The following is a 25626-nucleotide window of genomic DNA, read 5'->3' as shown; positions in this document are numbered from 1 at the left end:
ACAGCCCGCCCGGATTCGACCCGACCGCCGCCGCCGACGCCTTCGGCGCCGACGACGACGTGGACGCGGGTTTCGTGGAGACCGAGCAGTACTGACCGACCAGTACTGATCGGGAGCCACACCTCCGGGACCCTTCGGGGTCCCGGATCTCCGACGGGCGATCGCCCGCTCGGACACTGACTTCGGTACCTGATACGGCCGGGGCAGACACCAAGGAGAAAGACCATGCCGAAGCCTGCCAAGGGTGCCCGTCTGGGCGGCAGTGCCGCGCACGAGAAGCTGCTCCTCGCGAACCTCGCGAAGTCGCTCTTCGAGCACGGCAAGATCACGACCACCGAGGCGAAGGCCCGCCGTCTGCGGCCGTACGCCGAGCGTCTGGTCACGAAGGCGAAGAAGGGTGACCTTCACAACCGCCGTCAGGTGCTTTCGGTCATCACGGACAAGAGCATCGTGCACACGCTCTTCACCGAGATCGGCCCGCGGTACGAGAACCGTCCGGGTGGCTACACCCGTATCACCAAGATCGGTAACCGTCGTGGCGACAACGCGCCCATGGCTGTCATCGAGCTGGTGGAGGCCCTGACCGTGGCGCAGGCTGCCACCGGTGAGGCCGAGGCGGCGACCAAGCGTGCTGTCAAGGAAGACACCACCAAGAAGGACGCCCCGGTCGAGACCGAGGCTTCCGACGAGGTTGTCGAGGACGCGAAGCCGGCTGACGCCGCCGAGGGCGACAAGTCCGAGTCCAAGGACAAGGACGCCTGAGCTTCGGCTCGCGTGTGAGCGGGTCCGCCCCCTTCGGGGCGGGCCCGCTTTCGCTTTCCATCGGTGGGGTCGAGGGCCAGCCCTTGAGAGGATCTGTTTGTGAGTGATGACGTAGCGGCCGGGTTCGTGCGGGTGCGGCTGGATCTGAGTTATGACGGGCGCGAGTTCTCCGGGTGGGCCAAGCAGGCCAGTGGGCGCAGGACCGTGCAGGGGGAGATCGAGGACGCCCTGCGGACGGTGACGCGGTCGGGGGACGTCACCCATGAGCTGACCGTGGCCGGGCGGACCGACGCCGGGGTGCACGCGCGGGGGCAGGTGGCGCATGTCGACCTGCCCGGGGCGTTGTGGGACGAGCACCGGGAGAAGCTGCTGAAGCGGCTGGCGGGGCGGCTGCCGAAGGACGTGCGGGTGTGGTCGCTGGTGGAGGCGCCCAGCGGGTTCAACGCCCGTTTCTCGGCGGTCTGGCGGCGGTACGCGTACCGGGTGACCGACAACCCCGGCGGCGTCGACCCGCTGCTGCGGGGCCACGTCCTGTGGCACGACTGGCCGCTCGACGTCGACGCCATGAACGAGGCCGCCCAACTCCTCGTCGGGGAGCACGACTTCGCCGCCTACTGCAAGAAGCGGGAGGGGGCCACGACCATTCGTACGCTCCAGCGGCTGAGCCTGGTGCGCGGGGACGACGGGGTCATCACCGCGACCGTGCGCGCCGACGCCTTCTGCCACAACATGGTGCGGTCGCTGATCGGGGCGCTGCTGTTCGTGGGGGACGGGCACCGGGGCGTCGAGTGGCCCGGGAAGGTGCTGGGTGCCGGCGTACGGGACTCGGCGGTCCATGTCGTACGGCCGCACGGGCTGACGCTCGAGGAAGTCGGTTACCCCGCCGACGAGTTGCTGGCCGCGCGGAGCAGGGAGGCGCGGAACAAGCGGACGTTGCCGACGGCGGGGTGCTGCTGAGCGTCCAGGGGACCGCTGGGGGCCTCCGCGCGCGCCCGGCGGAGGTTCTGGTTACTCGTTGGCCGCGGTCGAGGCCTGGGACTCGCCGCGGCGGCGGATCTGGCGGAAGGCGAACTCGGCGAGGTCGTCTCCGGCCGTGAAGACCGCGGTGTCCTTCGTGGTCACGTCCTTGCCGCTGGTGTAACCGGCGAGGGTGAAGTAGGCGTAGCGGCCGTAGGAGTTGGTGGTCGAGCGGCAGACCGCCGAGTTGCAGAAGGCCTTGACGCCGTTGCCGGCGAGCGAGGAGATGATGCTCTTGGCGTCCGCCTCGACCTTGGCCTTGGCCGCCTGGGTCTCGGTGTCGAAGACGGCCACACCGACCGTCGCCGCGACGCCGCCCTTGCTGTAGGTGACGCGGAGCAGGCGCTTGCAGGAGTTCTTGGTGAGGACTGTGCCGAGCGTGCCCTTCACGGCCGAGGCGCAGTTCGTCGTGTCGGATTTCGCGCCCTTGAGGTAGACGCGGTCACCCATGGTCAGCGACGAACCGGGGAAGAGGATGTCCGGGCTGATCGGCGCTGTGTCCTTCTTCACGCTGGATATGAAGTCCTCGGGGTCCAGCGGGGGCGGCGCCGAGGTCGGCTCGAAGGACGGCGTCGGCCCGGTGGTGTCGCTCGGGATGTCCGCGGTGGCGGGCAGGTTGCTGGGCGTGTTCGAGGCCTGGTTGCTGCCGTTCGCGGACACGACGGCCACCGCGACGGCGACGCCGACCGCGACCGTGGCGAGCGCTCCGCCGCAGATCAGCAGCAGCCTGCGGCGCCTGTTGCGCGACTCGGAGGCGTCGGCGAGTGCCGCCCAGTCCGGAGTCCGGTCGTCCGTCTGGCTGCCCCACTGAGGCCGCTGGGACCCCGAATTCCAGGGATCCCACGGGGGCTGCCCCTGCCCACCCTGCCCATAGCTCATGCGCCGCATCTTAGACGGGCGTTGGGGGATGTCGTTCCGCTCCGCCGGGCACTTGAGATGTGGGCGTGACCTGAGCGCGTACACACAAAAGTGACAACTCCGGGTGGTTGGTGCGTCACGTCGCCCCGCGATCGGAGGGGGCGTGGATTTCATGCGTTCGTACGAGACGTGGTCGGGGGTGCGATGCCGGCTTCGGGGCGCGTTTTGACCCGTCCGGGGCGGCACGAGTAGTCTTGTGCTTCGTTATGCGTATCGGCTTGGTCGTTCTCACGCGAGAGGCCCTTACGTAGGTTCCCTGGAGCAGTTACCAGAGGGCGGCATACGGGCCAGCGTTTCCCGGCACTGTCGTCCCCAGCTGCACGATCGCTTCAGTGATGCCATGTGTCAGGACCCATCCACTGAAGAAGCGAAGGCTACGAAGTGCGTACGTTCAGCCCCAAGCCCGGCGACATCACTCGCCAGTGGTATGTCATCGATGCCCAGGATGTCGTCCTGGGTCGTCTGGCCACCACTGCCGCGACCATTCTGCGGGGCAAGCACAAGCCGATCTATGCGCCCCACGTCGATGCCGGTGACTTCGTCATCATCATCAACGCCGACAAGGTGCACCTCTCCGGCAACAAGAAGACCCAGAAGATGGCGTACCGCCACTCCGGTTACCCGGGTGGTCTGCGCTCCGTCCGTTACGACGAGCTGCTGGCGAAGAACCCCGAGAAGGCCGTCGAGAAGGCCATCAAGGGCATGATCCCCAAGAACACCCTGGGCCGTCAGTGCCTCTCGAAGCTGAAGGTCTACTCGGGCGACCAGCACCCGCACGCTGCGCAGCAGCCGGTGCCGTTCGAGATCACCCAGGTCGCGCAGTAGTTCCGGCCACCCCCTAAGACGAAAAAGAATCTGAGGACAATCGTGGCCGAGACCACCGCTGAGCAGCCGGTCGAAGAGACCGAGACCGAGCTCGTCGAGAACGCCGAGAACGTCGAGAGCTACACCACCGAGTCCGAGGTGCCGCCCGTCGAGGGCGAGTACACCTCGGAGTCGCTCGCGGGCCGCTTCGGCGACCCGCAGCCGGCCGCGGGCCTGGGCCGTCGCAAGAACGCCATCGCCCGTGTCCGGATCGTCCCGGGCTCCGGCAAGTGGAAGATCAACGGTCGCACCCTTGAGGACTACTTCCCCAACAAGGTGCACCAGCAGGAAGTCAACGAGCCCTTCAAGGTGCTCGAGCTCGACAACCGCTACGACGTTGTCGCCCGCATCACGGGTGGCGGCGTCTCCGGTCAGGCCGGTGCGCTCCGTCTCGGTGTCGCCCGCGCGCTGAACGAGGCCGACGTCGACAACAACCGCGGCGCCCTCAAGAAGGCCGGCTTCCTCAAGCGCGACGACCGTGCGGTCGAGCGCAAGAAGGCCGGTCTCAAGAAGGCCCGTAAGGCCCCGCAGTACAGCAAGCGTTAATCTTCGCTGCCTGCTCGTACGCGTAGCACGTGTGGTCAGTGGAACACGTGTAGTTACGCGTAGTACGTCCGAACGCCCCGGCGGCACGCCACAGTGCCGTCGGGGCGTTCGTTTATCACAGCCTTGGGCGTATAACGGCACAAGATGCTCAAAGGCTCGTGTGATCGGCTCATGTGATCGGATGACTTCCGAATTCTGAAGTTTCCTCAGGAGGACAAGTGGGACGACTCTTCGGCACGGACGGCGTGCGCGGTGTCGCCAACGCGGATCTGACGGCCGAGCTCGCGCTCGGTCTCTCGGTCGCGGCGGCACACGTACTGGCCGAGGCGGGCACGTTCGCGGGCCACCGGGCAGTCGCGGTGGTCGGGCGTGATCCGCGCGCGTCCGGGGAGTTCCTGGAGGCCGCGGTGGTCGCCGGTCTGGCCAGCGCGGGCGTGGACGTCCTGCGCGTCGGTGTGCTGCCCACCCCCGCGGTGGCGTACCTCACCGGCGCGCTGGGTGCCGACCTCGGCGTGATGCTCTCCGCCAGCCACAACGCCATGCCCGACAACGGCATCAAGTTCTTCGCCCGCGGCGGCCACAAGCTCGCCGACGAGCTGGAGGACCGGATCGAGGGCGTCTACGAGGAGCACCGCACCGGCGCTCCCTGGGACCGGCCGACCGGCTCGGGCGTGGGCCGCGTGCGCTCGTACGACCAGGGCTTCGACCAGTACGTCGCCCACCTCGTCGCCGTGCTCCCGAACCGCATCGACGGTCTGAAGGTCGTCCTCGACGAGGCGCACGGTGCCGCCGCCCGGGTGTCGCCCGAGGCCTTCGCGCGGGCCGGCGCGGAGATCATCACGATCGGTGCCGAGCCGGACGGGCTCAACATCAACGACGGCTGCGGCTCCACCCACATGGAGAAGCTCCAGGCGGCCGTCCTCGAACACGGTGCCGACCTCGGCATCGCGCACGACGGCGACGCCGACCGCTGCCTCGCCGTGGACCACACGGGTGCCGAGGTGGACGGCGACCAGATCCTGGCTGTACTCGCGCTGGCGATGCGGGAGCGTTCCGCACTGCGCTCCGACACCGTTGTCGCGACTGTCATGTCCAATCTGGGGTTCAAGCTGGCCATGGAGCGCGAGGGACTGTCCTTCGTACAGACGGCGGTCGGTGACCGTTACGTGCTGGAGGAGATGAAGAAGCACGGCTACGCGCTCGGCGGCGAGCAGTCCGGGCACGTCATCATCCTCGACCACGCCACCACCGGTGACGGCACGCTGACCGGGCTGCTCCTCGCGGCCCGGGTCGCCCAGTCCGGCCGTACGCTGCGGGACCTCGCGTCCGTCATGGAGCGGCTGCCGCAGGTGCTCATCAACGTGCCGGACGTCGACAGGTCGCGGGTGGGGACCTCTGCCGAGCTGGCCACCGCGGTCGCCGACGCCGAGCGTGAACTCGGCTCCACCGGGCGGGTGTTGCTCCGTCCCTCCGGCACCGAGCCGCTCGTACGGGTGATGGTCGAGGCCGCCGACATCGACCATGCCCGGTCGGTGGCCGGGCGGCTCGCGGACGCGGTGAAGTCCGCGCTCGGCTAAGTCGCGGAGGGCTCAGGCCACTTCGGGAGTACGCGCGCGCTGCCTCGCCCAGAACCACTTCTGGGCGAGCAGCGTGAGTGTGCCCGCCACGATGATGCCGCCGAGGTTGGCGAGGAGTTGCAGGCTGGAGCCCCATGTCTGGGAGTAGTCCGTGTAGCTGAACGCCACGGCGGCGTTGGCGGCCGCAGGGACCGTCGTCACCGAGATGGCGACGCCGATCAGCGCGCCGGACTTGGCCGAGGTGAGGGAGAGAGTCCCGGCGATACCGGCCAGGAACGCCACCACGAACGACATCCAGTCGGGCTTCCAGATGAAGGCCGTGTTCGGCCGGGCGCCCTCCACCATCGTCCGCTTGAAAAGTCCGACGAGGTCGAGCAGCCAACTGAAGCCCGCCGTCAGGACTATAGCGATCGCGAAACCGGCGAGCAGCGCCCACAGCGACCGCCACACCAGCTGCGGGGCCCGCCGCACCAGCGCGGTGGAGATTCCGGCGAGCGGTCCGAACTCCGGGCCTACGGCCATCGCGCCGACGATCAGGATCGCGTTGTCGAGCATCACACCGCAGGCCGCGAGCATCGTCGCGACGGCCAGGAGACCCACGTAGGTGACGGTGAGCGTCGACTCCTCGTTCGTCGCGTCCGCCAGTTGCTCCCACAGGACCGCGTCCACCCCCTCGCCCGGGGCCTCGTCCTCCGCCTCGTCGGCGCGCTCGGAGAGCGACAGGTCGATGTTCTCGACGGCGATCGAACCGGTTTTCTCGAGGTCCAACTCGCGCAGGGCGCCGATGAGTTCGTCACCCGCCTCGCGGGCCACGTCGACCATCACCACGTCTCCGGCCGGATCGCGGGCGGCACCCGGCATGACCACGAGGTGCGCGGTGCCGACCGTGTTGTCGATGAGCCGCAGGGCGTCGTCGGTCTTGTCGGCGGGGATGATCAGGCGGAGGTGCAGCATGGCAGGCAGGGTAGCCGTACGCGGTCACAGCTTGCGCAGGCTCAGCTTCCGCACCTTGTGGTCGGGGCCCTTGCGTACGACGAGGGTCGCGCGGCCCCGGGTCGGGGCGACGTTCTCCAGGAGGTTGACCTTGTTGATGGTGCGCCAGGTGGTGCGGGCGTAGTCGAGGGCCTCCTCCTCGGAGACCTGGGTGTACTTGCGGAAGTACGAGGACGGGTTCTGGAAGGCGGTGGCGCGCAGCTTGCGGAAGCGGTTGAGGTACCAGGCCTCGATGTCCTCGGCGCGGGCGTCGACGTACACGCTGAAGTCGAAGTAGTCGGCGAGGCCGACCCGGGTGCGGCCGTCCTTGCCGGGGAGGGCGGGCTGAAGGACGTTCAGCCCCTCGACGATCAGGATGTCGGGGCGGCGGACCGTGAGCTTCTGGCCGGGGACGATGTCGTAGATGAGGTGCGAGTAGACGGGCGCCGTCACCTCGTCCTTGCCCGCCTTGATGTCGGCGACGAACCGGGTGAGCGCGCGACGGTCGTACGACTCGGGGAAGCCCTTCCTCGACATCAGGCCGCGGGCCTCCAACTCCTGCGTGGGGAGCAGGAATCCGTCCGTGGTGACCAGTTCGACGTGCGGGTGCTCGGGCCAGCGGGAGAGCAGGGCCTGAAGGAGGCGGGCGACCGTGGACTTGCCCACCGCCACCGAGCCGGCGACACCTATCACGAACGGCGTGCCGGACTGTGAGCCCTGCTCGCCCAGAAAGGTGTTCAGGGCGCCACGCAGGCCGTCCGTCGCCCCGATGTAGAGGTTCAGGAGCCGGCTCAGCGGGAGGTAGATGTCCCGCACCTCGTCCAGGTCGATGACGTCGCCGAGGCCGCGCAGCTTCTCCACCTCATCGGCGTTCAGCGGGAGCGGCGTCTTCTCGCGCAGCGCGCTCCACTCGGCACGGGTGAGGTCGAGGTAGGGAGTCGCCTCCGGCCTGGGCCGGTGGGCGCTCCGGGGGGTCGAGGAGACCGGAGAGATCACAGTCCATTGTTACGGGAGTGTGGACGGGACGGTACGTGGGGTCCGTCACGCGGGTTACCCGACGGGGCGGGCAGAGGCAGACGGCAATTTCCGATTTCGGGCATGAAGTGTCGGGTTTGGGCAGGTTTTGCCGCTTAGGCTGCGGGTCATGTGCGGAATCGTGGGATACGTGGGCTCGCAGTCGGCGCTCGATGTGGTGATGGCCGGGCTGAAGCGGCTGGAGTACCGGGGGTACGACTCGGCGGGGGTCGCCGTGCTGGCGGACGGCGGGCTGGTCTCGGCGAAGCGGGCCGGGAAGCTCGTCAACCTGGAGAAGGAACTGGTGGAGCGGCCGCTGCCGGCCGGGCCGACGGGGATCGGGCACACACGCTGGGCCACGCACGGCGGGCCCACGGACGCCAACGCCCATCCGCATCTCGACAACGCGGGACGCGTCGCCGTCGTGCACAACGGGATCATCGAGAACTTCGCCGCGCTGCGGGCCGAGCTGGCCGGGCGCGGGCACGACCTGGTCTCCGAGACCGACACCGAGGTCGTCGCGCATCTGCTGGCCGAGGAGTACGCGTCCTGCGCCGACCTCGCGGAGTCGATGCGGCTGGTGTGCCGGCGGCTGGAGGGCGCGTTCACGCTGGTCGCGGTGCACGCCGACGAGCCGGACGTGGTCGTCGGGGCGCGCCGGAACTCGCCCCTCGTGGTGGGCGTCGGTGAGGGCGAGGCATTCCTCGCCTCGGACGTCGCCGCGTTCATCGCTCACACGCGCTCCGCGATCGAGCTGGGCCAGGACCAGGTGGTCGAACTGACCCTGGACGGCGTGACGGTCACCGGCTTCGACGGCCGGCCCGCCGACGTGCGCTCCTTCCACGTCGACTGGGACGCCTCTGCCGCCGAGAAGGGCGGCTACGACTACTTCATGCTCAAGGAGATCGCCGAGCAGCCCAAGGCGGTCGCCGACACGCTCCTCGGCCGCATCGACGCGGCCGGCTCACTGACCCTGGACGAGGTACGGATCTCCGCCGCCGAACTCCGCGAGGTCGACAAGGTCGTCATCATCGCCTGCGGTACGGCCTTCCACGCCGGGATGATCGCCAAGTACGCCATCGAGCACTGGACGCGGATCCCGTGCGAGGTGGAGCTCGCGAGCGAGTTCCGCTACCGGGACCCCATCCTGGACGTGCGGTCCCTGGTGATCGCGATCTCCCAGTCCGGCGAGACCATGGACACGCTGATGGCCCTGCGGCACGCCCGCGAGCAGGGCTCCAAGGTGCTGGCCATCTGCAACACCAACGGCTCCACGATTCCGCGTGAGTCCGACGCGGTGCTCTACACGCACGCCGGCCCGGAGGTCGCCGTCGCCTCCACGAAGGCCTTCCTCACCCAGCTCGTCGCCTGCTACCTGGTGGCCCTCTACATCGGCCAGGTGCGCGGCACCAAGTGGGGCGACGAGATCCAGGACGTGATCCGGGACCTGTCGCACATCTCGGCCTCCGTGGACCGGGTCCTGGAGACCATGGAGCCGGTACGGGAGCTTGCGCGCTCGCTCGCCGACAAGGACACCGTGCTGTTCCTCGGCCGGCACGTGGGCTATCCGGTCGCCCTCGAAGGCGCCCTGAAGCTCAAGGAGTTGGCCTACATGCACGCCGAGGGCTTCGCGGCGGGCGAGCTCAAGCACGGGCCCATCGCCCTCATCGAGGAGGACCTCCCCGTCGTCGTGGTCGTGCCGTCGCCCCGGGGCCGCTCCGTCCTCCACGACAAGATCGTGTCCAACATCCAGGAGATCCGCGCGCGGGGTGCCCGGACCATCGTGATCGCCGAGGAGGGCGACGAGGCGGTGGTCCCCTACGCCGACCATCTGATCCGGATCCCGGTGACCCCGACGCTGCTCCAGCCACTGGTGGCGACGGTCCCCTTGCAGGTCTTCGCCTGCGAGCTGGCGACCGCCCGCGGGAACGAGGTCGATCAGCCGCGGAACCTGGCGAAGTCGGTGACGGTGGAGTAGCCCTTCACCCCGTCGAGGAAGCCGGCGAAGGCTCCGGCCGGGAAGGTGAGGGTGCCTCCGGCCGGGGCCTTTGTGTCGCGGACGGCTGTGTGGGTGGGGGAGTTCGCGATCTCCACGCAGTCGTTGCCGTCATCGCCGTCGGAGTAGGACGACTTGCGCCAGTTGAGGGGGGTGGTCACCGGGTGCCTCACAGTTCCTTGGCCAGCCTGTGGATGAAGTCATGCGATCGGTGGGGGTCGAGTGCGACTTCCTCAATCTTACGGAAGCGCGTTCGAAAGACGCCGAGCATGGCTTCGGAATCGATGAAGGCCGAACCGTGGGGTACGTCGCGCACCACGGTGTCGAGTTTGGGGACACGGCCACCGACGTACGTCATGGTGCTTCCGGCCCTGGCGAAGCCTTCCAGGGCGAACGGGAGGACGCGGACAGTGATGTCATGGGCCTCCGAGAGGTCAAGGAGCCGCGAAAGTTGGGCCCTTGCGGCGGCACGGTCGCTGACCATGATGCGTAGCGCCGCCTCGTGGATCACGAGTTCGTACGGGATGTGGCTGGGACCTTCGATGATCACCCGGCGCGCCATACGGTGGCGGACGCGCAACTCCCGCTCTTCTGCGGGGAGTTCGGGGACCCGGTTGGAGAAAATCGCGCGGGCGTAGTCCTCGGTCTGAAGTGGCCCCGGCACGAACAGGACGGCCACGTCGCGCCGGAATCGGGCGTGGTGATCCAGCTCCGACAGGTCCAGGAACGATGTGGGCAACTGCCCCCGGTACTCCTCCCACCAACCGCGTGTCCGATCGGTGGCCACCGCGACGAGGGCGTCGATGAACTCCTCGTCCGTGCAGGCGTAATGGGATGCGAGGCGGCGGAGTCGCTTCTCGCTCACGCCCGCGAGGCCCGACTCGATGTGGGTGATCTGGGCCGGGCTCACCCCGAGCAGTGCCGCCGCCTGGCGGGCGTTGAGGTCTGCGGCCTCGCGGAGTCTGCGCAGCTCAGTCGCCAGACGCATCTGACGTGCCGTCGGTTCACGCCTCAAAGCTCTCGACTGCTCCTCGGTTCAACGCGCCCTCGGGCGCGACTCGTTCGGTGTCAGATTACGCGATCGGCTTGCCGCATCTCTATATTTAGATCTACCGTCGGTGACGCGACGCACACTCTGCGGAACGCCGGGGCCCCGGAAGCGCACCACTCCGTCCTGCCATGACGGGCGTGGCCATGCCACCGCCCGTCACCCGCAGGCCTCCGAAAACCCTCCACCGAACCGGAGTTCACGCATGCCCGAAAACGAGACCGCGCCCTGGGAGTACTACCTCTACGTCCCCAACGACCTCCGCGCCGTCACCGTCAGTCGCCGTACCCTCCGTCTGATCCTCACCATGCACGGCCTGATCCGCCTCGCCGACGTGGGCGAACTCCTCGCGACCGAGCTGGTCTCCAACGCCGTACGCCATACGAAGGGTCCCGCCGCCCTGCGGGTGTCGTGGTCCGCGGGCGTGCTGCGGATCGGGGCGTGGGACGCCGACCCCCGGCCACCGGAGCCGCCACGGCCGTTCGACGAGGGCATGGACCTGGAGGAGGGCCGCGGGCTCGCGCTGGTGCGGGCCTGCGCCGACCAGTGGAGCTGGCAGCCGCTGGCCAGGGACGGCAGACGGGGCAAGTACGTGTGGTGCGAGCTCGCCGCCGCTCAGGGCGGGAGCGGGCCGCCGTAGGGTCTCCGCATGAGCATCATCGGGGTCGGTATCGACGTGGCTGAGATCGATCGGTTCCGGGCTTCGCTGGAGCGGACGCCCGGACTGGCGGAACGGCTCTTTCTGGAGAGTGAGTTGCTGTTGCCCAGCGGTGAGCGGCGGGGTGCCGCATCGCTCGCGGCCCGCTTCGCGGCGAAGGAGGCCCTGGCGAAAGCGCTGGGCGCTCCGGCGGGCCTGCACTGGACCGACGCCGAGGTCTACGTCGAGGACAGTGGGCAGCCGCGGCTACGGGTGACGGGCACCGTCGCGGCCCGCGCGGCCGAGCTGGGCGTACGGTCCTGGCACCTGTCGCTGAGCCATGACGCGGGGGTGGCCTCGGCGGTGGTGGTGGCGGAGGGCTAGGGGGTGCCTCCGGGCTGGGGCTGTGGTTCGGGGCGCCGTACGGGAGACTCGACCGTATGCGTACTGCGTACAGCGTCGAGACGGTCCGGGCAGCCGAGCGGGAGCTGATGGCGCGGCTCCCGGAGGGTGCACTCATGCAGCGGGCGGTGGCCGGACTGGCCGTCGCCTGCGCTCAGTTGCTGGGGCGGGTGTACGGCAGCCGCATCGTGCTGCTGGTGGGAAGCGGGGACAACGGCGGGGACGCGCTGTATGCCGGGGCCCGCCTCGCGCGGCGCGGCGCCGGTGTCACCGCCGTCCTGCTCAGCCCCGAACGCACGCACCCGGGCGGACTCGCGGCCCTGCGCAGGGCGGGCGGCCGTACGATCGCCCCGGACGCCGCCGAGGACGTCGTCCGCCGGGCCGATCTCGTCGTCGACGGCATCGTCGGTATCGGTGGCACGGGCGGGCTGCGGCCGGCCGCGGTACAGCTCGCCGCGCTCGTCGCGCACTCCCGGGCCGCCGTCGTCGCCGTCGACCTGCCCAGCGGTATCGAGGCGGACACCGGAGAGGTGCGCGGCACGGCCGTCCGGGCCGACCTGACGGTGACCTTCGGGACGCACAAGCCAGGACTGCTGATCGATCCCGCGCGGGAGTACGCCGGGTCGGTGCGCCTCGTCGACATCGGGCTCGAACTGCCCGCGGAGCCCGACCTGGAGGCACTTCAGCACGCCGACGTGGCGGACCTGCTGCCGGTGCCGGGTGCGGAGAGCGACAAGTACCGGCGCGGTGTCGTCGGCATCGCGGCGGGATCCGCGCGCTATCCCGGGGCCGCCGTACTCGCCGTGGCCGGCGCGCTGCGGGGCGGCGCGGGAGCCGTACGGTACGTCGGGCCCGCGGCGGACGCGGTGCTCGCCCGGTTCCCCGAGACGCTCGTGACCGACAAGGGACCGGCGCAGGCCGGGCGGGTGCAGGCGTGGGTCGTGGGGCCGGGGGCCGGGGACGACGCGTCGGCGGTGGGCGAGGTGCTCGGATCGGACGTGCCCGTGCTGCTGGACGCCGACGGGCTGCGGCTCGCCGACGTCGGCGCCGTGCGGAACCGTACGGCGCCGACGCTGATGACCCCGCACGCCGGGGAGGCCGCCGCGCTGCTCGGGGTGAAGCGGGAGGAGGTCGAGAGGGCCCGGCTGGCCTCGGCGCGGGAGCTGGCGCGGCGGTACGGGGCGACGGTGCTGCTCAAGGGGTCGACGACGCTGGTCGCCGGCTCCGGGGGCGGGGCGGTGCGGGTGAATCCGACCGGGACCGGGTGGCTGGCCACCGCGGGGAGCGGGGACGTGCTGTCCGGGCTGGCGGGGTCCTTGCTCGCGGCCGGGTTGTCCGCGCTCGACGCGGGGAGTGTCGGGGCCTATCTGCATGGGCTCGCGGGGCGGTTCGCGGCGGACGGGGCGCCTGCGGGGGCGCACGATGTGGCTGCGGCCATTCCGGATGCGTGGCGGGACGTACGGGGGTGAGGTGAGGGGTTTTTCGCCCCCTCCGCCCCTTCCCGTCCCGTTTCCGGGGGCTGCGCCCCCAGGCCCCCCTTCGCCCGAAGGGCTCGTCCTCAAACGCCGGACGGGCTAAAGCACCGCGCGGCTCGATCGTGGCTCTCCCTCCACTGCGTAGAGCTGATCTCATGATCAGCAGACGAATGATGTGCCGGGGCGTCGCGGTGCTGCTCGCCGCGGTGAGTGTGCTGCCTGTCGGGGCGGCGTACGGGGAGCCCGCTCCGCCCGCTTCGGGGCCCGAGGCGGAGCTCGTGCCGGGGGTGCCGCCGGGGCCGTATCAGCCGTGGCAGATCGACACGCCGGACCAGGCGCTGGCGCCGAAGGTGTACACGCCGCCCGCCTCGGAGGACGCGGTCGAGCCGCGGGACGCGAGGGCGGGGACGTACGACCTCGTCGAGTACGTGCCGCTCGGGGACGCCGCCGCGAAGGTGGCGTGCAGCAAGCGGACCGGGCCCTACCAGCGGCAGGTCGAGCGGTGGCTGAGACTGAGGGTGGACGGGAAGCAGGCCGGCGCCGACTGTCTGGCCATCCGTACCTTCCAGACCAAGCACAGGATCAAGCCCAGCATCGGCTTCGCCGGGACCGTCACCTGGGCCCAGATGCGGCTGCTGTCGGCGCGGAAGAACCCGAACGCGGCCAAGAAGTGTCCCGTCCGGTCGTACCGCGTCGCCTGTGTGGATCTCGGCCGCCAGCTCACCTGGGTGCAGAAGGGCAAGAAGGTCGTCTACGGGCCGGTGCCGATGCGCAGCGGGCGGGCCGGCTACGGGACGCGGACCGGGTGGAAGAAGATCTACTGGAAGCACAAGAACCACTGGTCGACGCTCTACAACACCTCCATGCCGTACAGCCAGTTCTTCGACGGCGGGCAGGCCTTCCACGCCGTCTACGGCAGCATCCACACCGAGGTCGGCTCGTGGGGCTGCGTGAATCTGCTGCTCGCCGACGCCCGGAAGCTGTGGGGTGTGCTCAAGAAGGGCGACCGGGTCTACGTATGGGGCCGCAGGACCGGCGGCTGACAGGCACCGGTGCCCGGGTGCTGTCCGACCCCTCTGAGACACTGGGGGCGCTATGAACGAGACAGCTCCCCTGCGCGCCCGCGCCGAGATCGACCTGGCCGCCCTCCGTGCCAACGTGCGGGCCCTGCGCGCCCACGCGCCGTCCGCGGCCGTGATGGCCGTGGTCAAGTCCGACGCGTACGGCCACGGGGCGGTGCCGTGTGCCCGCGCGGCACGCGAGGCGGGCGCCGGCTGGCTCGGCACGGCCACCCCCGAGGAGGCGCTCGCCCTGCGCGAGGCCGGACTGCCGGGCCGGATCCTGTGCTGGCTCTGGACCCCCGGCGGCCCCTGGGCCCAGGCCATCGAGGCCGACATCGACGTGTCGGTCAGCGGCATGTGGGCCCTGCGTGAGGTCGTCGAAGCGGCGCGGGAGGTCGGCGGCCCCGCCCGCGTGCAGCTCAAGGCCGACACCGGCCTCGGGCGCAACGGCTGCCAGCCCGCCGACTGGCCCGAACTCGTCGCCGAGGCCCTGCGCGCCGAGGCCGAAGGACTGATCACCGTCACCGGCCTCTGGTCGCACCTCGCCTGCGCCGACGAACCGGGTCACCCCTCCATCGAGGCCCAACTCACCCTGTTCCGCGAGCTGGTGGCGTACGCCGAGGAGCGGGGCGTCCGCCCCGAGGTGCGGCACATCGCCAACTCGCCCGCCACGCTGACCCTTCCCGAGAGCCACTTCGACCTCGTCCGCACGGGGATCGCGGTCTACGGCATCTCGCCCAGCCCCGAGATCGGCACCCCGGCCGACTTCGGGCTGCGCCCGGTGATGACGCTGAGCGCGTCGATCGCGCTGGTGAAACACGTGGAAGGGGGGCACGGCGTCAGCTACGGGCATCACTACGTCACCCCCGGCGCCACCACCCTCGGCCTGGTGCCCGTGGGCTACGCGGACGGCATCCCTCGGCACGCCTCGGGCACCGGACCCGTGCTGGTCGGCGGCAAGCTGCGGACGGTCGCCGGACGGATCGCGATGGACCAGTTCGTCGTCGACCTCGGCGGGGACGAACCGGCGGTGGGCGAGGAGGCGGTGCTGTTCGGACCCGGCGACCGGGGCGAGCCGACCGCCGAGGACTGGGCACGCGCCGCGGGAACCATCGCGTACGAAATCGTCACCCGGATCGGAACCCGCGTACCCCGGGTCTACGTGAAGGTGAATAACGAACAGAGCGGGTAACAGCGAAGGGGTGTACAGCGAATCCGCGTGCGACGTGTGCGCGCCAGGACCTCGAACAGTGCGAATAACCGGCGAAGAGGAGCGGGAAGTGAGCGAGAGCAGCGCGGAGGCCGTCGCGGGTGCGGCCTCGGCGGTCGCCGCCTCCGCCGGGAACTGGCGCAAGGCAACCGGTATCGCGGGCGTCGCCATAGGCGTGGTCGCGGCGGGTGCCGCCGCCGGAGTGGCCATAGAGCGGCTCACGGTCGGCCGCGGTATGCGGCAGCGGGCCCGGCTCGCCCTCGACTCGGCGGGACCGTACGGCGCGCTGCGCGGCGCTCCCGGCAAGGCGTACGCGGACGACGGCACGGAGCTGTACTACGAGGTCGACGACGTCGAGACCGAGGTCCCGCTCAACGGCCGCCGCCGGCGACTCTTCGGCCGCAAGGCCCCGGCCCCCGTCACCGTCGTCTTCAGCCACGGCTACTGCCTCAACCAGGACTCCTGGCACTTCCAGCGGGCCGCGCTGCGCGGTGTGGTGCGGATGGTGCACTGGGACCAGCGCAGCCACGGGCGCTCCGGCCGGGGCGTCGCCCAGGTCGAGGAGCACAAGCCGGTCACCATCGACCAGCTCGGCCAGGACCTGAAGGCCGTCATCGACGCCGCCGTGCCCGAGGGGCCGATCGTGCTTGTCGGGCACTCCATGGGCGGCATGACGGTGATGGCGCTGGCCGACCAGTACCCCGAGCTCATCCGCGACCGGGTCGTCGCCGCCGCGCTCGTCGGTACGTCGTCGGGGCGGCTCGGGGAGGTCAACTTCGGGCTGCCCGTCGCGGGAGTCAACGCGGTGCGTTGGGTGCTGCCGGGCGTGCTGAGAGCGCTCGGGCAGCAGGCAGCCCTGGTGGAGCGGGGGCGGCGGGCCACCGCCGATCTGTTCGCCGGGATCATCAAGCGGTACTCGTTCGCCAGCCGGGACATCGACCCGGCCGTCGAGCGGTTCGCCGAGCGGATGATCGAGGGCACCCCGATCGACGTGGTCGCCGAGTTCTACCCGGCGTTCACCGAGCACGACAAGACCGCGGCGCTCGTGCACTTCGCGGCCATGCCGGTGCTCGTCCTGGCCGGAGTCAAGGACCTGGTAACCCCGAGCGAGCACAGCGAGGCGATCGCGGACCTGCTTCCGGACGCCGAGCTGGTGCTCGTCCCGGACGCCGGACACCTCGTGATGCTGGAGCACCCCGAGGTCGTCATAGACCGTCTCGCCGACCTCCTGATGCGCGTGGGCGCCGTCCCGGCAGGGGCTACGGTTGGTGGCTATGGAACGACCAGCAGCACCGCACAGCCCGGCTGAGCCCACCGCGGGAGGCACCGGCGTCCAGATCACCGTCAAATCCCCGGAGCAGATGCGGGAGTTGGGTCTCCGCCTGGCCGGGCTGCTGCGCGCGGGCGACCTGGTGATGCTGAACGGCGAGCTCGGCGCGGGCAAGACCACCCTGACCCGCGGCCTCGGAGAAGGGCTCGGCGTGCGCGGCGCGGTCACCTCGCCGACCTTCGTCATCGCCCGCGTGCACCCCTCCCTCGGCGAGGGTCCGCCGCTCGTCCACGTGGACGCGTACCGCCTCGGCGGCGGGCTCGACGAGATGGAGGACCTCGATCTCGACGTCTCGCTGTCCGACTCGGTGATCGTCGTGGAGTGGGGCGAGGGCAAGGTCGAGGAGCTGACCGACGATCGGCTGCACGTCGTGATCCACCGGGCCGTCGGCGACACCACGGACGAGGTACGGCACGTCACGCTGACCGGGCTCGGCGGGCGCTGGGCGAGCGCCGATCTGAGCGCGCTCTCGGCCTGAGCGTCCGCGTTCCGAGCCTGAACACGGGCGCCGCGCCGGACTCTTCGTACACGCGCCGGATTCTTCGTACATTCGAATAACGTTCCGACAAGACGTCGGCAAGATGTTGCGTTTCGCGTCCCGGGCGTGGTCACATGGACATCAGTCCTTGGTTAGGTCTACCTAACCACGGTGGCCCCCGAAGCTCCAGGAGGCGTCCATGCCGGCTTCAGAGCGATCCGCCGCAGAGCGTGCTGTGCCGGTGCGGCGGTCACCGGCGGTCGCCGGAGTCTCCATGCGGGAGCTGCTGGCGGCTTGCGCCGCGGCCGAGGCGGTTTCGCTGCCGCCTCGGGCGCCGTTGCCGCCCGCGCCTGTCGCGGACGCGGTGCCTCACAAGGCGGCGTAGGCGCTCCGCCGGCCCCGACGGGGCGCTGCTGGCGGAGACTTACTTGAGTACGACGATCTTCACGCCGACCGTTGCGAAGTTCCACAGGGCGGTGCCGTCCTCGCGGGACTCCCGGATGCCGCCGAGCTTCTTGGAGGCGTCGGGGGCGGTTGTCGTGCCGTCGACGGCGGCGCTGAAGCCGATCGCGACGCCGTCGACCGACGTGAAGCGGACGACGTGCTCGATCTGCACCCCGTCGGAGCCGGTGACCGCGTTGGCGCGGGTCGTGACGGCGTACGTGCCGACGGTCGGGTCAACCGTCCCGGGAGTGACCTCGAAGGTGCGCCGCACCTTGTTGTTCGCGGCGACCAGCCACACGCGGTCGGTCCCGGTCGCGTAGACGACGCGCTCACCGGTGCCGGAGGAGGCGGGCAGCGCCGCCGGGTCCGCCGACTTCCCGGGGGTCTTCGAGGCGGAGGCCTTGGGTGTCGCACTCGCGTTCGCTCTGCCCAGGTTGTCCGGCACGTTCGCGGACGCCTGGAAGGCGAGGAAGCCGACTGCGGCGACCGCCGCCACGGTGAGCCCGGCCACGATTCCCGAGCTGCTCCTAGCCACCTTGCACGCCTGCCTCTCGAACCACGTTCTTACCCTGTACGTCGCTTGTGGTGACGGTAGCAGGAGGGGTGCGGCAGACCGGGGCGGCAGTACGTCCGCCCCGGGCGCCGTACGCTGTTTGCGTGCTCTTGCTCGCTCTGGATACCGCCACCCCCGCCGTGACCGTCGCCCTGCACGACGGCACGTCCGTCATCGCCTCGTCGAGCCAGGTGGACGCGCGCCGGCACGGGGAGCTGCTGCTGCCGGCCGTCGACCGGGTGCTCGCCGAGGCGGATCTGCGCCTCGACGCCGTCACCGGCATCGTTGTCGGAGCCGGTCCCGGCCCCTACACCGGGCTGCGCGTCGGCCTCATGACCGCCGACACCTTCGGCCTCGCCCTCGGCGTGCCGGTGTACGGCCTGTGCACCCTCGACGGGCTCGCCTACGCGGCCGACATCGAGGGCCCCTTCGTCGTGGCGACCGACGCACGCCGCAAGGAGGTCTACTGGGCGCGCTACGCCGATCCGCGTACCCGCGTGTCGGAGCCCGCCGTGGACCGGCCCGCGGACCTCGACCTCGGTGGTCTGCCCGCCGTGGGAGCGGGCGCGCTGCTCTACCCCGACAGCTTTCCGGACGCCCGCGCGCCCGAGCACGTCTCGGCCGCCTCGCTCGCCTCGCTGGCGGCGGAGCGGCTCGCGGCGGGGGAGGAGCTGCCCGCCCCCCGGCCGCTCTACCTGCGCCGCCCGGACGCCCAGGTCCCCAAGAACTACAAGGTGGTCACCCCCAAGTGACCGCCGTGCTGCGCGAGATGCGCTGGTGGGACATCGATCCCGTACTGGGTCTTGAGAGGGACCTCTTCCCCGAGGACGCCTGGTCCCGGGGGATGTTCTGGTCGGAGCTCGCCCATGCGCGCGGGCCCGAGGCGACCCGGCGGTATGTCGTGGCCGAGGAGGACGGGCGGCTCGACGGGTACGCGGGACTCGCGGCCTCCGGCGACCTCGGCGACGTACAGACGATCGCCGTGCGCCGCGAGCAGTGGGGCACCGGGCTCGGCGCACGGCTGCTGACCGAACTGCTGCGGGCCGCGACCGCCTTCGAGTGCGCCGAGGTGCTGCTCGAGTGCCGGGTGGACAACATCCGCGCGCAGAAGCTGTACGAACGCTTCGGCTTCGAGGCCATCGGGTTCCGCCGCGGCTACTACCAACCGGGGAACGTCGACGCGCTCGTGATGCGCCTCCACGACCCCTCCACCTCAGTAAACGGCGTACAAGGAACCGAGAACAATGGCTGACGAACCGCTCGTCCTCGGCATCGAGACCTCCTGCGACGAGACCGGTGTCGGCATCGTGCGCGGCACCACGCTGCTGGCGGACGCCATCGCGTCGAGCGTCGACGAGCACGCGCGCTTCGGCGGGGTCGTGCCCGAGGTCGCCTCGCGAGCCCACCTCGAAGCGATGGTGCCGACCATCCAGCGCGCCCTGAAGGAGGCCGGAGTCGCCGCCTCGGACCTGGACGGGATCGCCGTGACCGCGGGCCCCGGGCTCGCCGGCGCGCTGCTCGTCGGGGTCTCCGCGGCGAAGGCGTACGCGTACGCGCTGGGCAAGCCGCTCTACGGCGTGAACCATCTCGCCTCGCACATCTGCGTCGACCAGCTGGAGCACGGGCCGCTGCCCGAGCCGACCATGGCGCTGCTCGTCTCCGGCGGCCACTCCTCGCTGCTGCTCTCGGCCGACATCACCTCCGACGTACGGCCGATGGGCGCGACCATCGACGACGCCGCGGGCGAGGCCTTCGACAAGATCGCGCGGGTGCTGAACCTCGGCTTCCCCGGCGGCCCCGTCATCGACCGGTACGCGAAGGAGGGCGACCCGAAGGCGATCGCCTTCCCTCGCGGGCTCACCGGGCCGCGCGACGCGGCGTACGACTTCTCCTTCTCCGGTCTGAAGACCGCCGTGGCCCGCTGGATCGAGGCCAAGCGGGCGGCCGGCGAGGAGGTGCCGGTGCGCGATGTGGCCGCGTCCTTCCAGGAGGCGGTCGTCGACGTGCTGACGCGCAAGGCCGTACGCGTCTGCAAGGACCAGGGCGTCGACCACCTCATGATCGGCGGCGGGGTGGCCGCCAACTCCCGGCTGCGGGTGCTCGCCCAGGAGCGCTGCGAGGCCGCCGGGATCCGGCTGCGGGTGCCGCGGCCGAAGCTGTGCACGGACAACGGGGCGATGGTGGCCGCGCTGGGCGCCGAGATGGTGGCGCGGAACCGGACCGCCTCCGACTGGGACCTGTCGGCGGACTCGTCGCTGCCGGTGACCGACACCCATGTGCCCGGGCGGGGGCACGCCGCCGCTTCGCACGACCATGTGCACGAGGTCTCGAAGGAGAACCTGTACTCGTGAGCGTGGTGCTGATGTGGGAGGCGCGGGCCGTCTCCGGGCGGGGCGGGGAACTGCTCGACTGGGTGCGGGAGCAGGAGCTGGGGGCGGAGCCGCTGCGCCGAGAGGTCTTCCGGGCGCCCCAGGACCGTGTGCTCGTGCTCACGTGGTGGGACGCGCCGTACGATGCCGAACTTCCCGAACTGCCTGAGCCTGACGGTGAGTTGGTCACGCGGGCGGTCCATCGGTGGCGGTTCGAGCCGGTGCCCTGACGGCGGTCCGGTCACCTCCGATTCCGGCTGGGCCTCACGTCGACCTCGCTTTTCCGGAAGACTCCTGCAAGGTTTCATGATTGTCGACGGAGGTGGGCGTGTGGCCCGGGAGAGCATCAAGAACAAGGTGACGATCACCGAGATCGCCCGGCAGGCCGGGGTCTCGGTGCCCACCGTGTCGCGGGTCGTCAACGGCCGTTCCGACGTGTCGCCGGAGACCCGGGCCCGCATCGAGGAGCTGCTGCGCCACCACGGATACCAGCGCAGGCCGTCCGCGCCGGGCGACCGGGCCGCCCTGGTCGACCTGGTCTTCAACGACCTCGACAGCCCCTGGGCCGTGGAGATCATCCGCGGGGTCGAGGAGGTCGCGCACGCCTCCGGGGTGGGCACGGTGGTGTCGGCCATCCACGGAGCGTCGGGCTCGGCCCGGCAGTGGATGACCAACCTGCGCGCCCGGGCCTCGGACGGCGTGATCCTGGTGACCTCCGTGCTGGAACCCCGGATGCACGAGGAGCTGCGGCGCCTCGGGGTGCCGCTCGTGGTCGTCGATCCGGCGGGGTCGCCGTTCCAGGACGTGCCGACCGTCGGTGCCACCAACTGGGCGGGCGGCATGGCGGCCACCGAGCATCTGCTCGGGCTCGGGCACCGCAGGATCGGCTTCGTCGCCGGGCCGGTGCGGCTGCTCTGCTCACGGGCCCGGCTCGACGGGTACCGGGCGGCACTTGAGGGGGCGGGGGTCGCGGTCGACGACGCCCTGGTCGTGCAGGGAGACTTCTACCACCAGTCCGGGTTCGAGGGGTGTGACCGGCTGCTCGATCTGGCGGAGCCGCCGACCGCGCTGTTCGCGGCGAGTGACCAGATGGCGCTCGGGGCGATCGAGGCGTTGCGGCGGCGGGGGCTTCGGGTGCCCGAGGACATGAGCGTGGTCGGGTTCGACGATCTGCCCGAGGTGCGGTGGTCTGCGCCGCCGCTGACGACCGTGCGGCAGCCGCTTGCCGACATGGGCAAGCTGGCCACTCGTACGGTGCTGCGGCTTGCGGCGGGGGAGGAGCCGGCGTCTCCTCGCGTGGAGCTCGCCACGGAGCTGGTGGTTCGGGCGAGTACGGCGCCGTTGCGTTGAGGGTGGGGTCCAGTGCGGCGCCGTTGCGTTGAGGGTGGGGTCCAGTACGGCGCCGCGGGGCTGAGGGATCGGTCCAGTGCGGCGCCGCTGGGCTGAGGTATCGGGGTTTCGCCCCCTCCGCCCCTTCCCTTCCCGTTTCTGGGGCTGCGCCCCCAGGCCCCCCTGTCGCGCTTCGCGCTCGTCCTCAAACGCCGGACGGGCTGAAAGGGTCCCGCCCGCCGATATTTGTCAGGGGCGTTGACTTACCTGTCGTACGCCCGTAACTTCCCGCGCACTCGACCGATAATTCTCGGCAGACTTCCGGAAGGTGCGCGATGCGAGCGTTGAGCAACACCTACCCCTCTCTCAATCGCCGGAGGTTCCTCGCGGCCTCCGCGGCGACCGGGCTGGGGGCGGCCGCCCTGAGCGCGTGCGGTTCCTCCGACGAGGGGAGTGGTTCGGGCAAGACCACCGTCGAGTGGTGGAACATCACGACGACCCAGCCCGCGAAGAAGCTGTGGGCCCAGCGGGCCAAGGAGTTCGAGGCCGCGAACCCCGACGTGCGGATCAAGATCGTCACGCTGGAGAACGAGGCGTACAAGTCGAAGATGACCGCGCTGACCACCTCGGGGAAACTGCCGGACATCTACCACACCTGGGGCGGCGGGGTCCTGAAGCAGCAGATCGACGCCGGTCTGGTCGAGGACCTGACGGACAAGGTGTCCTCCTGGACGAAGGACTTCGTGCCCGCCGCGCAGGCGGCCTACCAGTTCGAGGACAGGGCGTACGCGGTGCCCTTCGACATCGGCATGGTCGGCTTCTGGTACAACAAGGCGCTCTTCAAGAAGGCGAAGATCGCCTCGCCACCCACCACCTGGTCCGGCTATCTGGACGCCGTCCAGGCGCTCAAGGAAGCCGGGGTCACGCCGATCGCCCTGGCGGGCAAGGAGAAGTGGCCCGGCATGTACTTCTGGGCGTACCTCTCCATGCGGGTCGGCGGGCTCGAAGCGATGCAACAGGCCGCCACCGACGCCGACTTCACCGGTGACGGGTTCGTCACCGCGGGGCAGCACCTCAAGGACCTCGTCGCCCTTGAGCCGTTCCAGAAGGGGTTCCTCGGGGCGGCCTACTCCACGCCGAACGGCGAGGCGGCCACGATGGGCAACGGCAAGGCCGGCATGGAGCTGATGGGCCAGTGGGCGCCGGTCGTCCAGAACGACTCGGGCAAGGGCATCGGCGAGGACCTCGGCTTCTTCTCCTTCCCCGCCGTCGAGGGCGGAAAGGGCGCGCTCACCGAGGTGTTCGGCGGGGGCGGCGGGCACGCGGTGCGCAAGGGGGCGCCCGACGCGGCGGTGGAGTTCCTGAAGTTCTTCGCCGAGAAGGAGTTCGCGGAGAAGCTCGTCAAGGAGACCGGGCTGATACCGGTGTCCAAGGCCGCGCGCGGCGCGCTCACCGACCCCAACCTCACCGCCGTGTCGGACGCGTTGAGCACCGCCACCGGCTTCCAGCTCTACCTCGACCAGGCGTACGCCCCCGCCGTCGGCCAGGAGATCAACGACAGCGTCGCCGCGCTCATCGCGGGCTCCAAGTCCCCTGAACAGGTGACGCGTTCGGTCACCCAGGTCGCCAAGAGCGAGGGCTAGCCGCCGCCGATGACGCACTCGACGACACCGACGTACGTGCCCGAAGTCGGCAAGGAGCCCGGCCGGCCCGTGCCGCCGTCAGCGCCCGGTGTGAAAACCCGAGGGCCCGCCGCACGCCGACTGCGCGACTGGCTCGGGGCGTTCGTGTTCACGGTCCCGGCGCTCGTGCTGTTCGGGCTCCTGGTGCTGGTGCCGATGGGCTACGCGTTCTACATCAGCTTCTTCGACTGGGGCGGCTTCGGGCCGCTCTCGGACTTCGAGGGCCTCGGCAACTACACGCGGCTCCTCAAGGACCCGGTGTTCCTCGGGGACCTGTCGCGCGGCGGGCTGCTGATCGGGCTCTCGATCGTCCTCCAACTGCCGTTCGCGCTCGCCATGGCCGTGCTGCTCAACCAGAAGCTGCGCGGCCGGGCGGTGTACCGGATGCTGTTCTTCGCGCCGTACATCCTGTCCGAGGTCATCACCGGCGTGCTGTTCGGCATGATCTTCGCGCCGGGAGACGGGCTCGCCGACAAGGTCCTCGACGCGGTGGGGCTGAGCACGCTGGGCGGCGACTGGTTCGCCGGTCAGGACACGGTGCTGCCCACGCTCTTCCTCGTCATGACGTGGAAGTACTTCGGCTTCCACATGATGCTGTACCTGGCGGGGCTCCAGGGCATCCCGGCCGAACTGCACGAGGCGGCGCGCATCGACGGCGCCGGCACCTGGCAGCGGTTCCGCCACATCACGCTGCCGCTGCTGGCGCCGACCATCCGGATCAGCGCGTTCCTGTCCGTCATCTTCTCCGTCCAGCTCTTCGACCTGGTCTGGGTGATCACCAGCGGCGGTCCCGACCACGCCTCGGAGACGATGGCGATCTCCATGGTCCAGTACGGCTTCAAGCGCTACCAGATGGGCTACGCGAGCGCGATCAGCGTCGCGATGTTCCTGATCAGCCTCGTCTTCGCCCTCGCCTACCAGCGCTTCGTGCTGCGCCGTGACACCGAAGGAGCCATCACCACCATGCGAGCGAACCGATGAGCGCCGGGCACACCGGGGTACCGAAGGACGCGGTGCCGGGCGCGCGGACGGGCGCACCGAAGGACGCGGTGCCGGGCGCGCGGACGGGCCTGCCGAAGGGTGTGGCGCGGCGCCGGATGCTGCGCAAGGCGCCCCTGTACGTGATCCTCTGGCTGGTCGGGGTCTTCATGGTGACCCCGCTGCTGTACGCCCTCATCTCCGGCTTCAAGTCCACCGACCAGCTCTCCAGCAACCCTTTCGGGCTTCCCGACCCCTGGGTGACCTCGAACTACACGTCGCTGCTCGGCTCGGGCGCGTTCTGGCGGTCCGTCGGCAGCAGCACGCTGATAGCGGTGGGCGCGACCGTGCTCACGGTGGCCACGGCGGCGCTCGCCGCCTTCGCGCTCGCCCGGTTCGCCTTCCGTGGACGGGAGTTGATGTTCACCCTTTTCACGATGGGGCTGATGTTCCCGTTCGCGGTGGCGATCCTGCCGCTGTTCATCCTGCTGCGCACCTTCGGGCTGCTCGACAACCCGTGGGGCGTGATCCTTCCCGAGGCGGCCTTCGGCCTGCCGTTGACGATCGTCATCCTGCGCGGCTTCTTCCGGGAGATCCCCGGGGAGCTGGAGGAGGCGGCGACCATCGACGGCTGCTCACGCTTCGGCTTCTTCTGGCGCATCCTGCTGCCGCTGGCCCGGCCCGCCCTTGGCACGGTCTCCGTCCTCGCCATCGTGGGCAGCTGGAACCAGTTCCTGCTGCCCCTGCTGGTGTTCAGCGAGCCCACCTGGTGGACGATCCCGGTCGGCATCCAGCAGTTCCAGGGCCAGTACGCCTCCGACGTGGCCCGCATCTTCGCGTACCTGGTGCTCGCCATGGCGCCCGCCCTGGCCTTCTACGCGGTCGCCGAAAGGCAGTTGATCGGCGGCATCACGCTCGGCGCGACCAAGGGCTGACGCCCACTCACCGTATGGATGTGAGGAGT

At 70.4% G+C, this 25626-nt stretch carries 27 protein-coding genes; 21 read left to right on the top strand and 6 right to left on the bottom strand.

Translation table 11 applies throughout. The features are described from left to right. Window positions 1-225: 225 nt before the first annotated feature. Both rplQ and truA read left to right on the top strand, forming a co-directional pair. The gene (gene rplQ, locus ACIBLC_RS27610) at window positions 226-762 is read left to right on the top strand and encodes a 50S ribosomal protein L17 (protein WP_399213910.1); all 537 of its coding nucleotides are present in this window, start codon (window positions 226-228) and stop codon (window positions 760-762) included. A 99-nt stretch (window positions 763-861) separates the two neighbouring features. Further along, window positions 862-1719, top strand: a complete 858-nt coding sequence (gene truA, locus ACIBLC_RS27605; RefSeq protein WP_399213909.1) for a tRNA pseudouridine(38-40) synthase TruA — start codon at window positions 862-864, stop codon at window positions 1717-1719. A 51-nt stretch (window positions 1720-1770) separates the two neighbouring features. Here the strand turns inward: truA and ACIBLC_RS27600 are convergent, their stop codons facing one another. Then, window positions 1771-2658, bottom strand: a complete 888-nt coding sequence (locus ACIBLC_RS27600; RefSeq protein ID WP_399213908.1) for a hypothetical protein — start codon at window positions 2656-2658, stop codon at window positions 1771-1773. Between the two features lie 420 nt (window positions 2659-3078). Between ACIBLC_RS27600 and rplM the strand changes: the two genes are divergently transcribed. The 3 genes from rplM (at window position 3079) to glmM (ending at window position 5684) form a co-directional block, all read left to right on the top strand. Beyond that, window positions 3079-3522 (top strand): 50S ribosomal protein L13, encoded by a 444-nt coding sequence (gene rplM, locus ACIBLC_RS27595; RefSeq protein WP_365436862.1) that lies wholly within the window; start codon window positions 3079-3081, stop codon window positions 3520-3522. Between the two features lie 42 nt (window positions 3523-3564). Next, window positions 3565-4107 (top strand): 30S ribosomal protein S9, encoded by a 543-nt coding sequence (gene rpsI / locus ACIBLC_RS27590; protein ID WP_399213906.1) that lies wholly within the window; start codon window positions 3565-3567, stop codon window positions 4105-4107. Window positions 4108-4325: 218 nt separating this feature from the next. Then, the gene (gene glmM / locus ACIBLC_RS27585; RefSeq protein ID WP_399213905.1) at window positions 4326-5684 is read left to right on the top strand and encodes a phosphoglucosamine mutase; all 1359 of its coding nucleotides are present in this window, start codon (window positions 4326-4328) and stop codon (window positions 5682-5684) included. A 12-nt stretch (window positions 5685-5696) separates the two neighbouring features. Here glmM and ACIBLC_RS27580 read toward each other — a convergent pair whose 3' ends face one another. Next, window positions 5697-6638 (bottom strand): DUF389 domain-containing protein, encoded by a 942-nt coding sequence (locus ACIBLC_RS27580; RefSeq protein ID WP_399213904.1) that lies wholly within the window; start codon window positions 6636-6638, stop codon window positions 5697-5699. 24 nt (window positions 6639-6662) lie between these two features. After that, window positions 6663-7652, bottom strand: a complete 990-nt coding sequence (coaA, locus tag ACIBLC_RS27575; RefSeq protein ID WP_399213903.1) for a type I pantothenate kinase — start codon at window positions 7650-7652, stop codon at window positions 6663-6665. 148 nt (window positions 7653-7800) lie between these two features. Between coaA and glmS the strand changes: the two genes are divergently transcribed. Then, a complete protein-coding gene (gene glmS, locus ACIBLC_RS27570; RefSeq protein WP_399213902.1) occupies window positions 7801-9648 on the top strand; it encodes a glutamine--fructose-6-phosphate transaminase (isomerizing) in 1848 nt (615 codons plus the stop codon). Here glmS and ACIBLC_RS27565 read toward each other — a convergent pair. Together ACIBLC_RS27565 and ACIBLC_RS27560 are read right to left on the bottom strand one after the other, a co-directional pair. Continuing rightward, the gene (locus tag ACIBLC_RS27565; protein WP_399213901.1) at window positions 9609-9827 is read right to left on the bottom strand and encodes a DUF397 domain-containing protein; all 219 of its coding nucleotides are present in this window, start codon (window positions 9825-9827) and stop codon (window positions 9609-9611) included. The genes glmS and ACIBLC_RS27565 overlap by 40 nt on opposite strands. An 8-nt stretch (window positions 9828-9835) precedes the next feature. After that, complete coding sequence (locus ACIBLC_RS27560; RefSeq protein ID WP_399213900.1) at window positions 9836-10654, bottom strand: helix-turn-helix domain-containing protein; 819 nt, start codon at window positions 10652-10654, stop codon at window positions 9836-9838. Window positions 10655-10919: 265 nt separating this feature from the next. Here ACIBLC_RS27560 and ACIBLC_RS27555 point away from each other — a divergent pair, with 265 nt between their 5' ends. The 7 genes from ACIBLC_RS27555 to tsaE all read left to right on the top strand — a co-directional run bounded on the left by ACIBLC_RS27555 (window position 10920) and on the right by tsaE (window position 17307). Continuing rightward, the gene (locus ACIBLC_RS27555) at window positions 10920-11354 is read left to right on the top strand and encodes an ATP-binding protein (RefSeq protein WP_399213899.1); all 435 of its coding nucleotides are present in this window, start codon (window positions 10920-10922) and stop codon (window positions 11352-11354) included. 9 nt (window positions 11355-11363) lie between these two features. After that, entirely contained in the window at window positions 11364-11735 is a 372-nt protein-coding gene (locus tag ACIBLC_RS27550; protein WP_399213898.1) for a holo-ACP synthase, read from the top strand. 56 nt (window positions 11736-11791) lie between these two features. Further along, complete coding sequence (locus tag ACIBLC_RS27545; protein WP_399213897.1) at window positions 11792-13222, top strand: NAD(P)H-hydrate dehydratase; 1431 nt, start codon at window positions 11792-11794, stop codon at window positions 13220-13222. Window positions 13223-13383: 161 nt separating this feature from the next. After that, window positions 13384-14271 (top strand): L,D-transpeptidase, encoded by an 888-nt coding sequence (locus tag ACIBLC_RS27540; RefSeq protein ID WP_399213896.1) that lies wholly within the window; start codon window positions 13384-13386, stop codon window positions 14269-14271. Between the two features lie 52 nt (window positions 14272-14323). Then, complete coding sequence (alr, locus tag ACIBLC_RS27535) at window positions 14324-15481, top strand: alanine racemase (protein WP_399213895.1); 1158 nt, start codon at window positions 14324-14326, stop codon at window positions 15479-15481. An 88-nt stretch (window positions 15482-15569) separates the two neighbouring features. Further along, window positions 15570-16808, top strand: coding sequence for an alpha/beta fold hydrolase (locus tag ACIBLC_RS27530; protein WP_399213894.1), 1239 nt, complete (start codon window positions 15570-15572; stop codon window positions 16806-16808). Continuing rightward, window positions 16774-17307 (top strand): tRNA (adenosine(37)-N6)-threonylcarbamoyltransferase complex ATPase subunit type 1 TsaE, encoded by a 534-nt coding sequence (gene tsaE, locus ACIBLC_RS27525; RefSeq protein WP_399213893.1) that lies wholly within the window; start codon window positions 16774-16776, stop codon window positions 17305-17307. The genes ACIBLC_RS27530 and tsaE overlap by 35 nt, the downstream gene beginning before the upstream one ends. A 424-nt stretch (window positions 17308-17731) precedes the next feature. On the opposite strand, the gene ACIBLC_RS27520 is transcribed toward tsaE, so the two are convergent. Continuing rightward, entirely contained in the window at window positions 17732-18286 is a 555-nt protein-coding gene (locus ACIBLC_RS27520; protein WP_399213892.1) for a hypothetical protein, read from the bottom strand. A 122-nt stretch (window positions 18287-18408) separates the two neighbouring features. Between ACIBLC_RS27520 and tsaB the strand changes: the two genes are divergently transcribed. From tsaB to ACIBLC_RS27480, 8 genes are all read left to right on the top strand, one after another. Then, the gene (gene tsaB, locus ACIBLC_RS27515; protein WP_399213891.1) at window positions 18409-19056 is read left to right on the top strand and encodes a tRNA (adenosine(37)-N6)-threonylcarbamoyltransferase complex dimerization subunit type 1 TsaB; all 648 of its coding nucleotides are present in this window, start codon (window positions 18409-18411) and stop codon (window positions 19054-19056) included. Between the two features lie 17 nt (window positions 19057-19073). After that, entirely contained in the window at window positions 19074-19556 is a 483-nt protein-coding gene (gene rimI, locus ACIBLC_RS27510; RefSeq protein ID WP_399213925.1) for a ribosomal protein S18-alanine N-acetyltransferase, read from the top strand. After that, entirely contained in the window at window positions 19549-20655 is a 1107-nt protein-coding gene (gene tsaD, locus ACIBLC_RS27505) for a tRNA (adenosine(37)-N6)-threonylcarbamoyltransferase complex transferase subunit TsaD (protein WP_399213890.1), read from the top strand. Before rimI ends, tsaD begins: the two co-directional genes overlap by 8 nt. Then, the gene (locus ACIBLC_RS27500) at window positions 20652-20903 is read left to right on the top strand and encodes a hypothetical protein (protein WP_399213889.1); all 252 of its coding nucleotides are present in this window, start codon (window positions 20652-20654) and stop codon (window positions 20901-20903) included. The genes tsaD and ACIBLC_RS27500 overlap by 4 nt, the downstream gene beginning before the upstream one ends. Before the next feature lie 76 nt (window positions 20904-20979). Next, window positions 20980-22023, top strand: a complete 1044-nt coding sequence (locus ACIBLC_RS27495) for a LacI family DNA-binding transcriptional regulator (protein ID WP_399213888.1) — start codon at window positions 20980-20982, stop codon at window positions 22021-22023. A 314-nt stretch (window positions 22024-22337) separates the two neighbouring features. Then, window positions 22338-23645: an extracellular solute-binding protein gene (locus ACIBLC_RS27490; protein ID WP_399213887.1), complete on the top strand. Its 1308-nt coding sequence runs from the start codon at window positions 22338-22340 to the stop codon at window positions 23643-23645. A gap of 9 nt (window positions 23646-23654) precedes the next feature. Then, window positions 23655-24665 (top strand): carbohydrate ABC transporter permease, encoded by a 1011-nt coding sequence (locus ACIBLC_RS27485; protein ID WP_399213886.1) that lies wholly within the window; start codon window positions 23655-23657, stop codon window positions 24663-24665. A 116-nt stretch (window positions 24666-24781) separates the two neighbouring features. Then, window positions 24782-25597: a carbohydrate ABC transporter permease gene (locus ACIBLC_RS27480; RefSeq protein ID WP_399213924.1), complete on the top strand. Its 816-nt coding sequence runs from the start codon at window positions 24782-24784 to the stop codon at window positions 25595-25597. Window positions 25598-25626 lie beyond the last annotated feature (29 nt).

The organism is Streptomyces sp. NPDC050535, from assembly GCF_044457665.1.
Lineage (GTDB): Bacteria > Actinomycetota > Actinomycetes > Streptomycetales > Streptomycetaceae > Streptomyces.
This window is presented reverse-complemented; position numbering and strand designations above follow the sequence as displayed.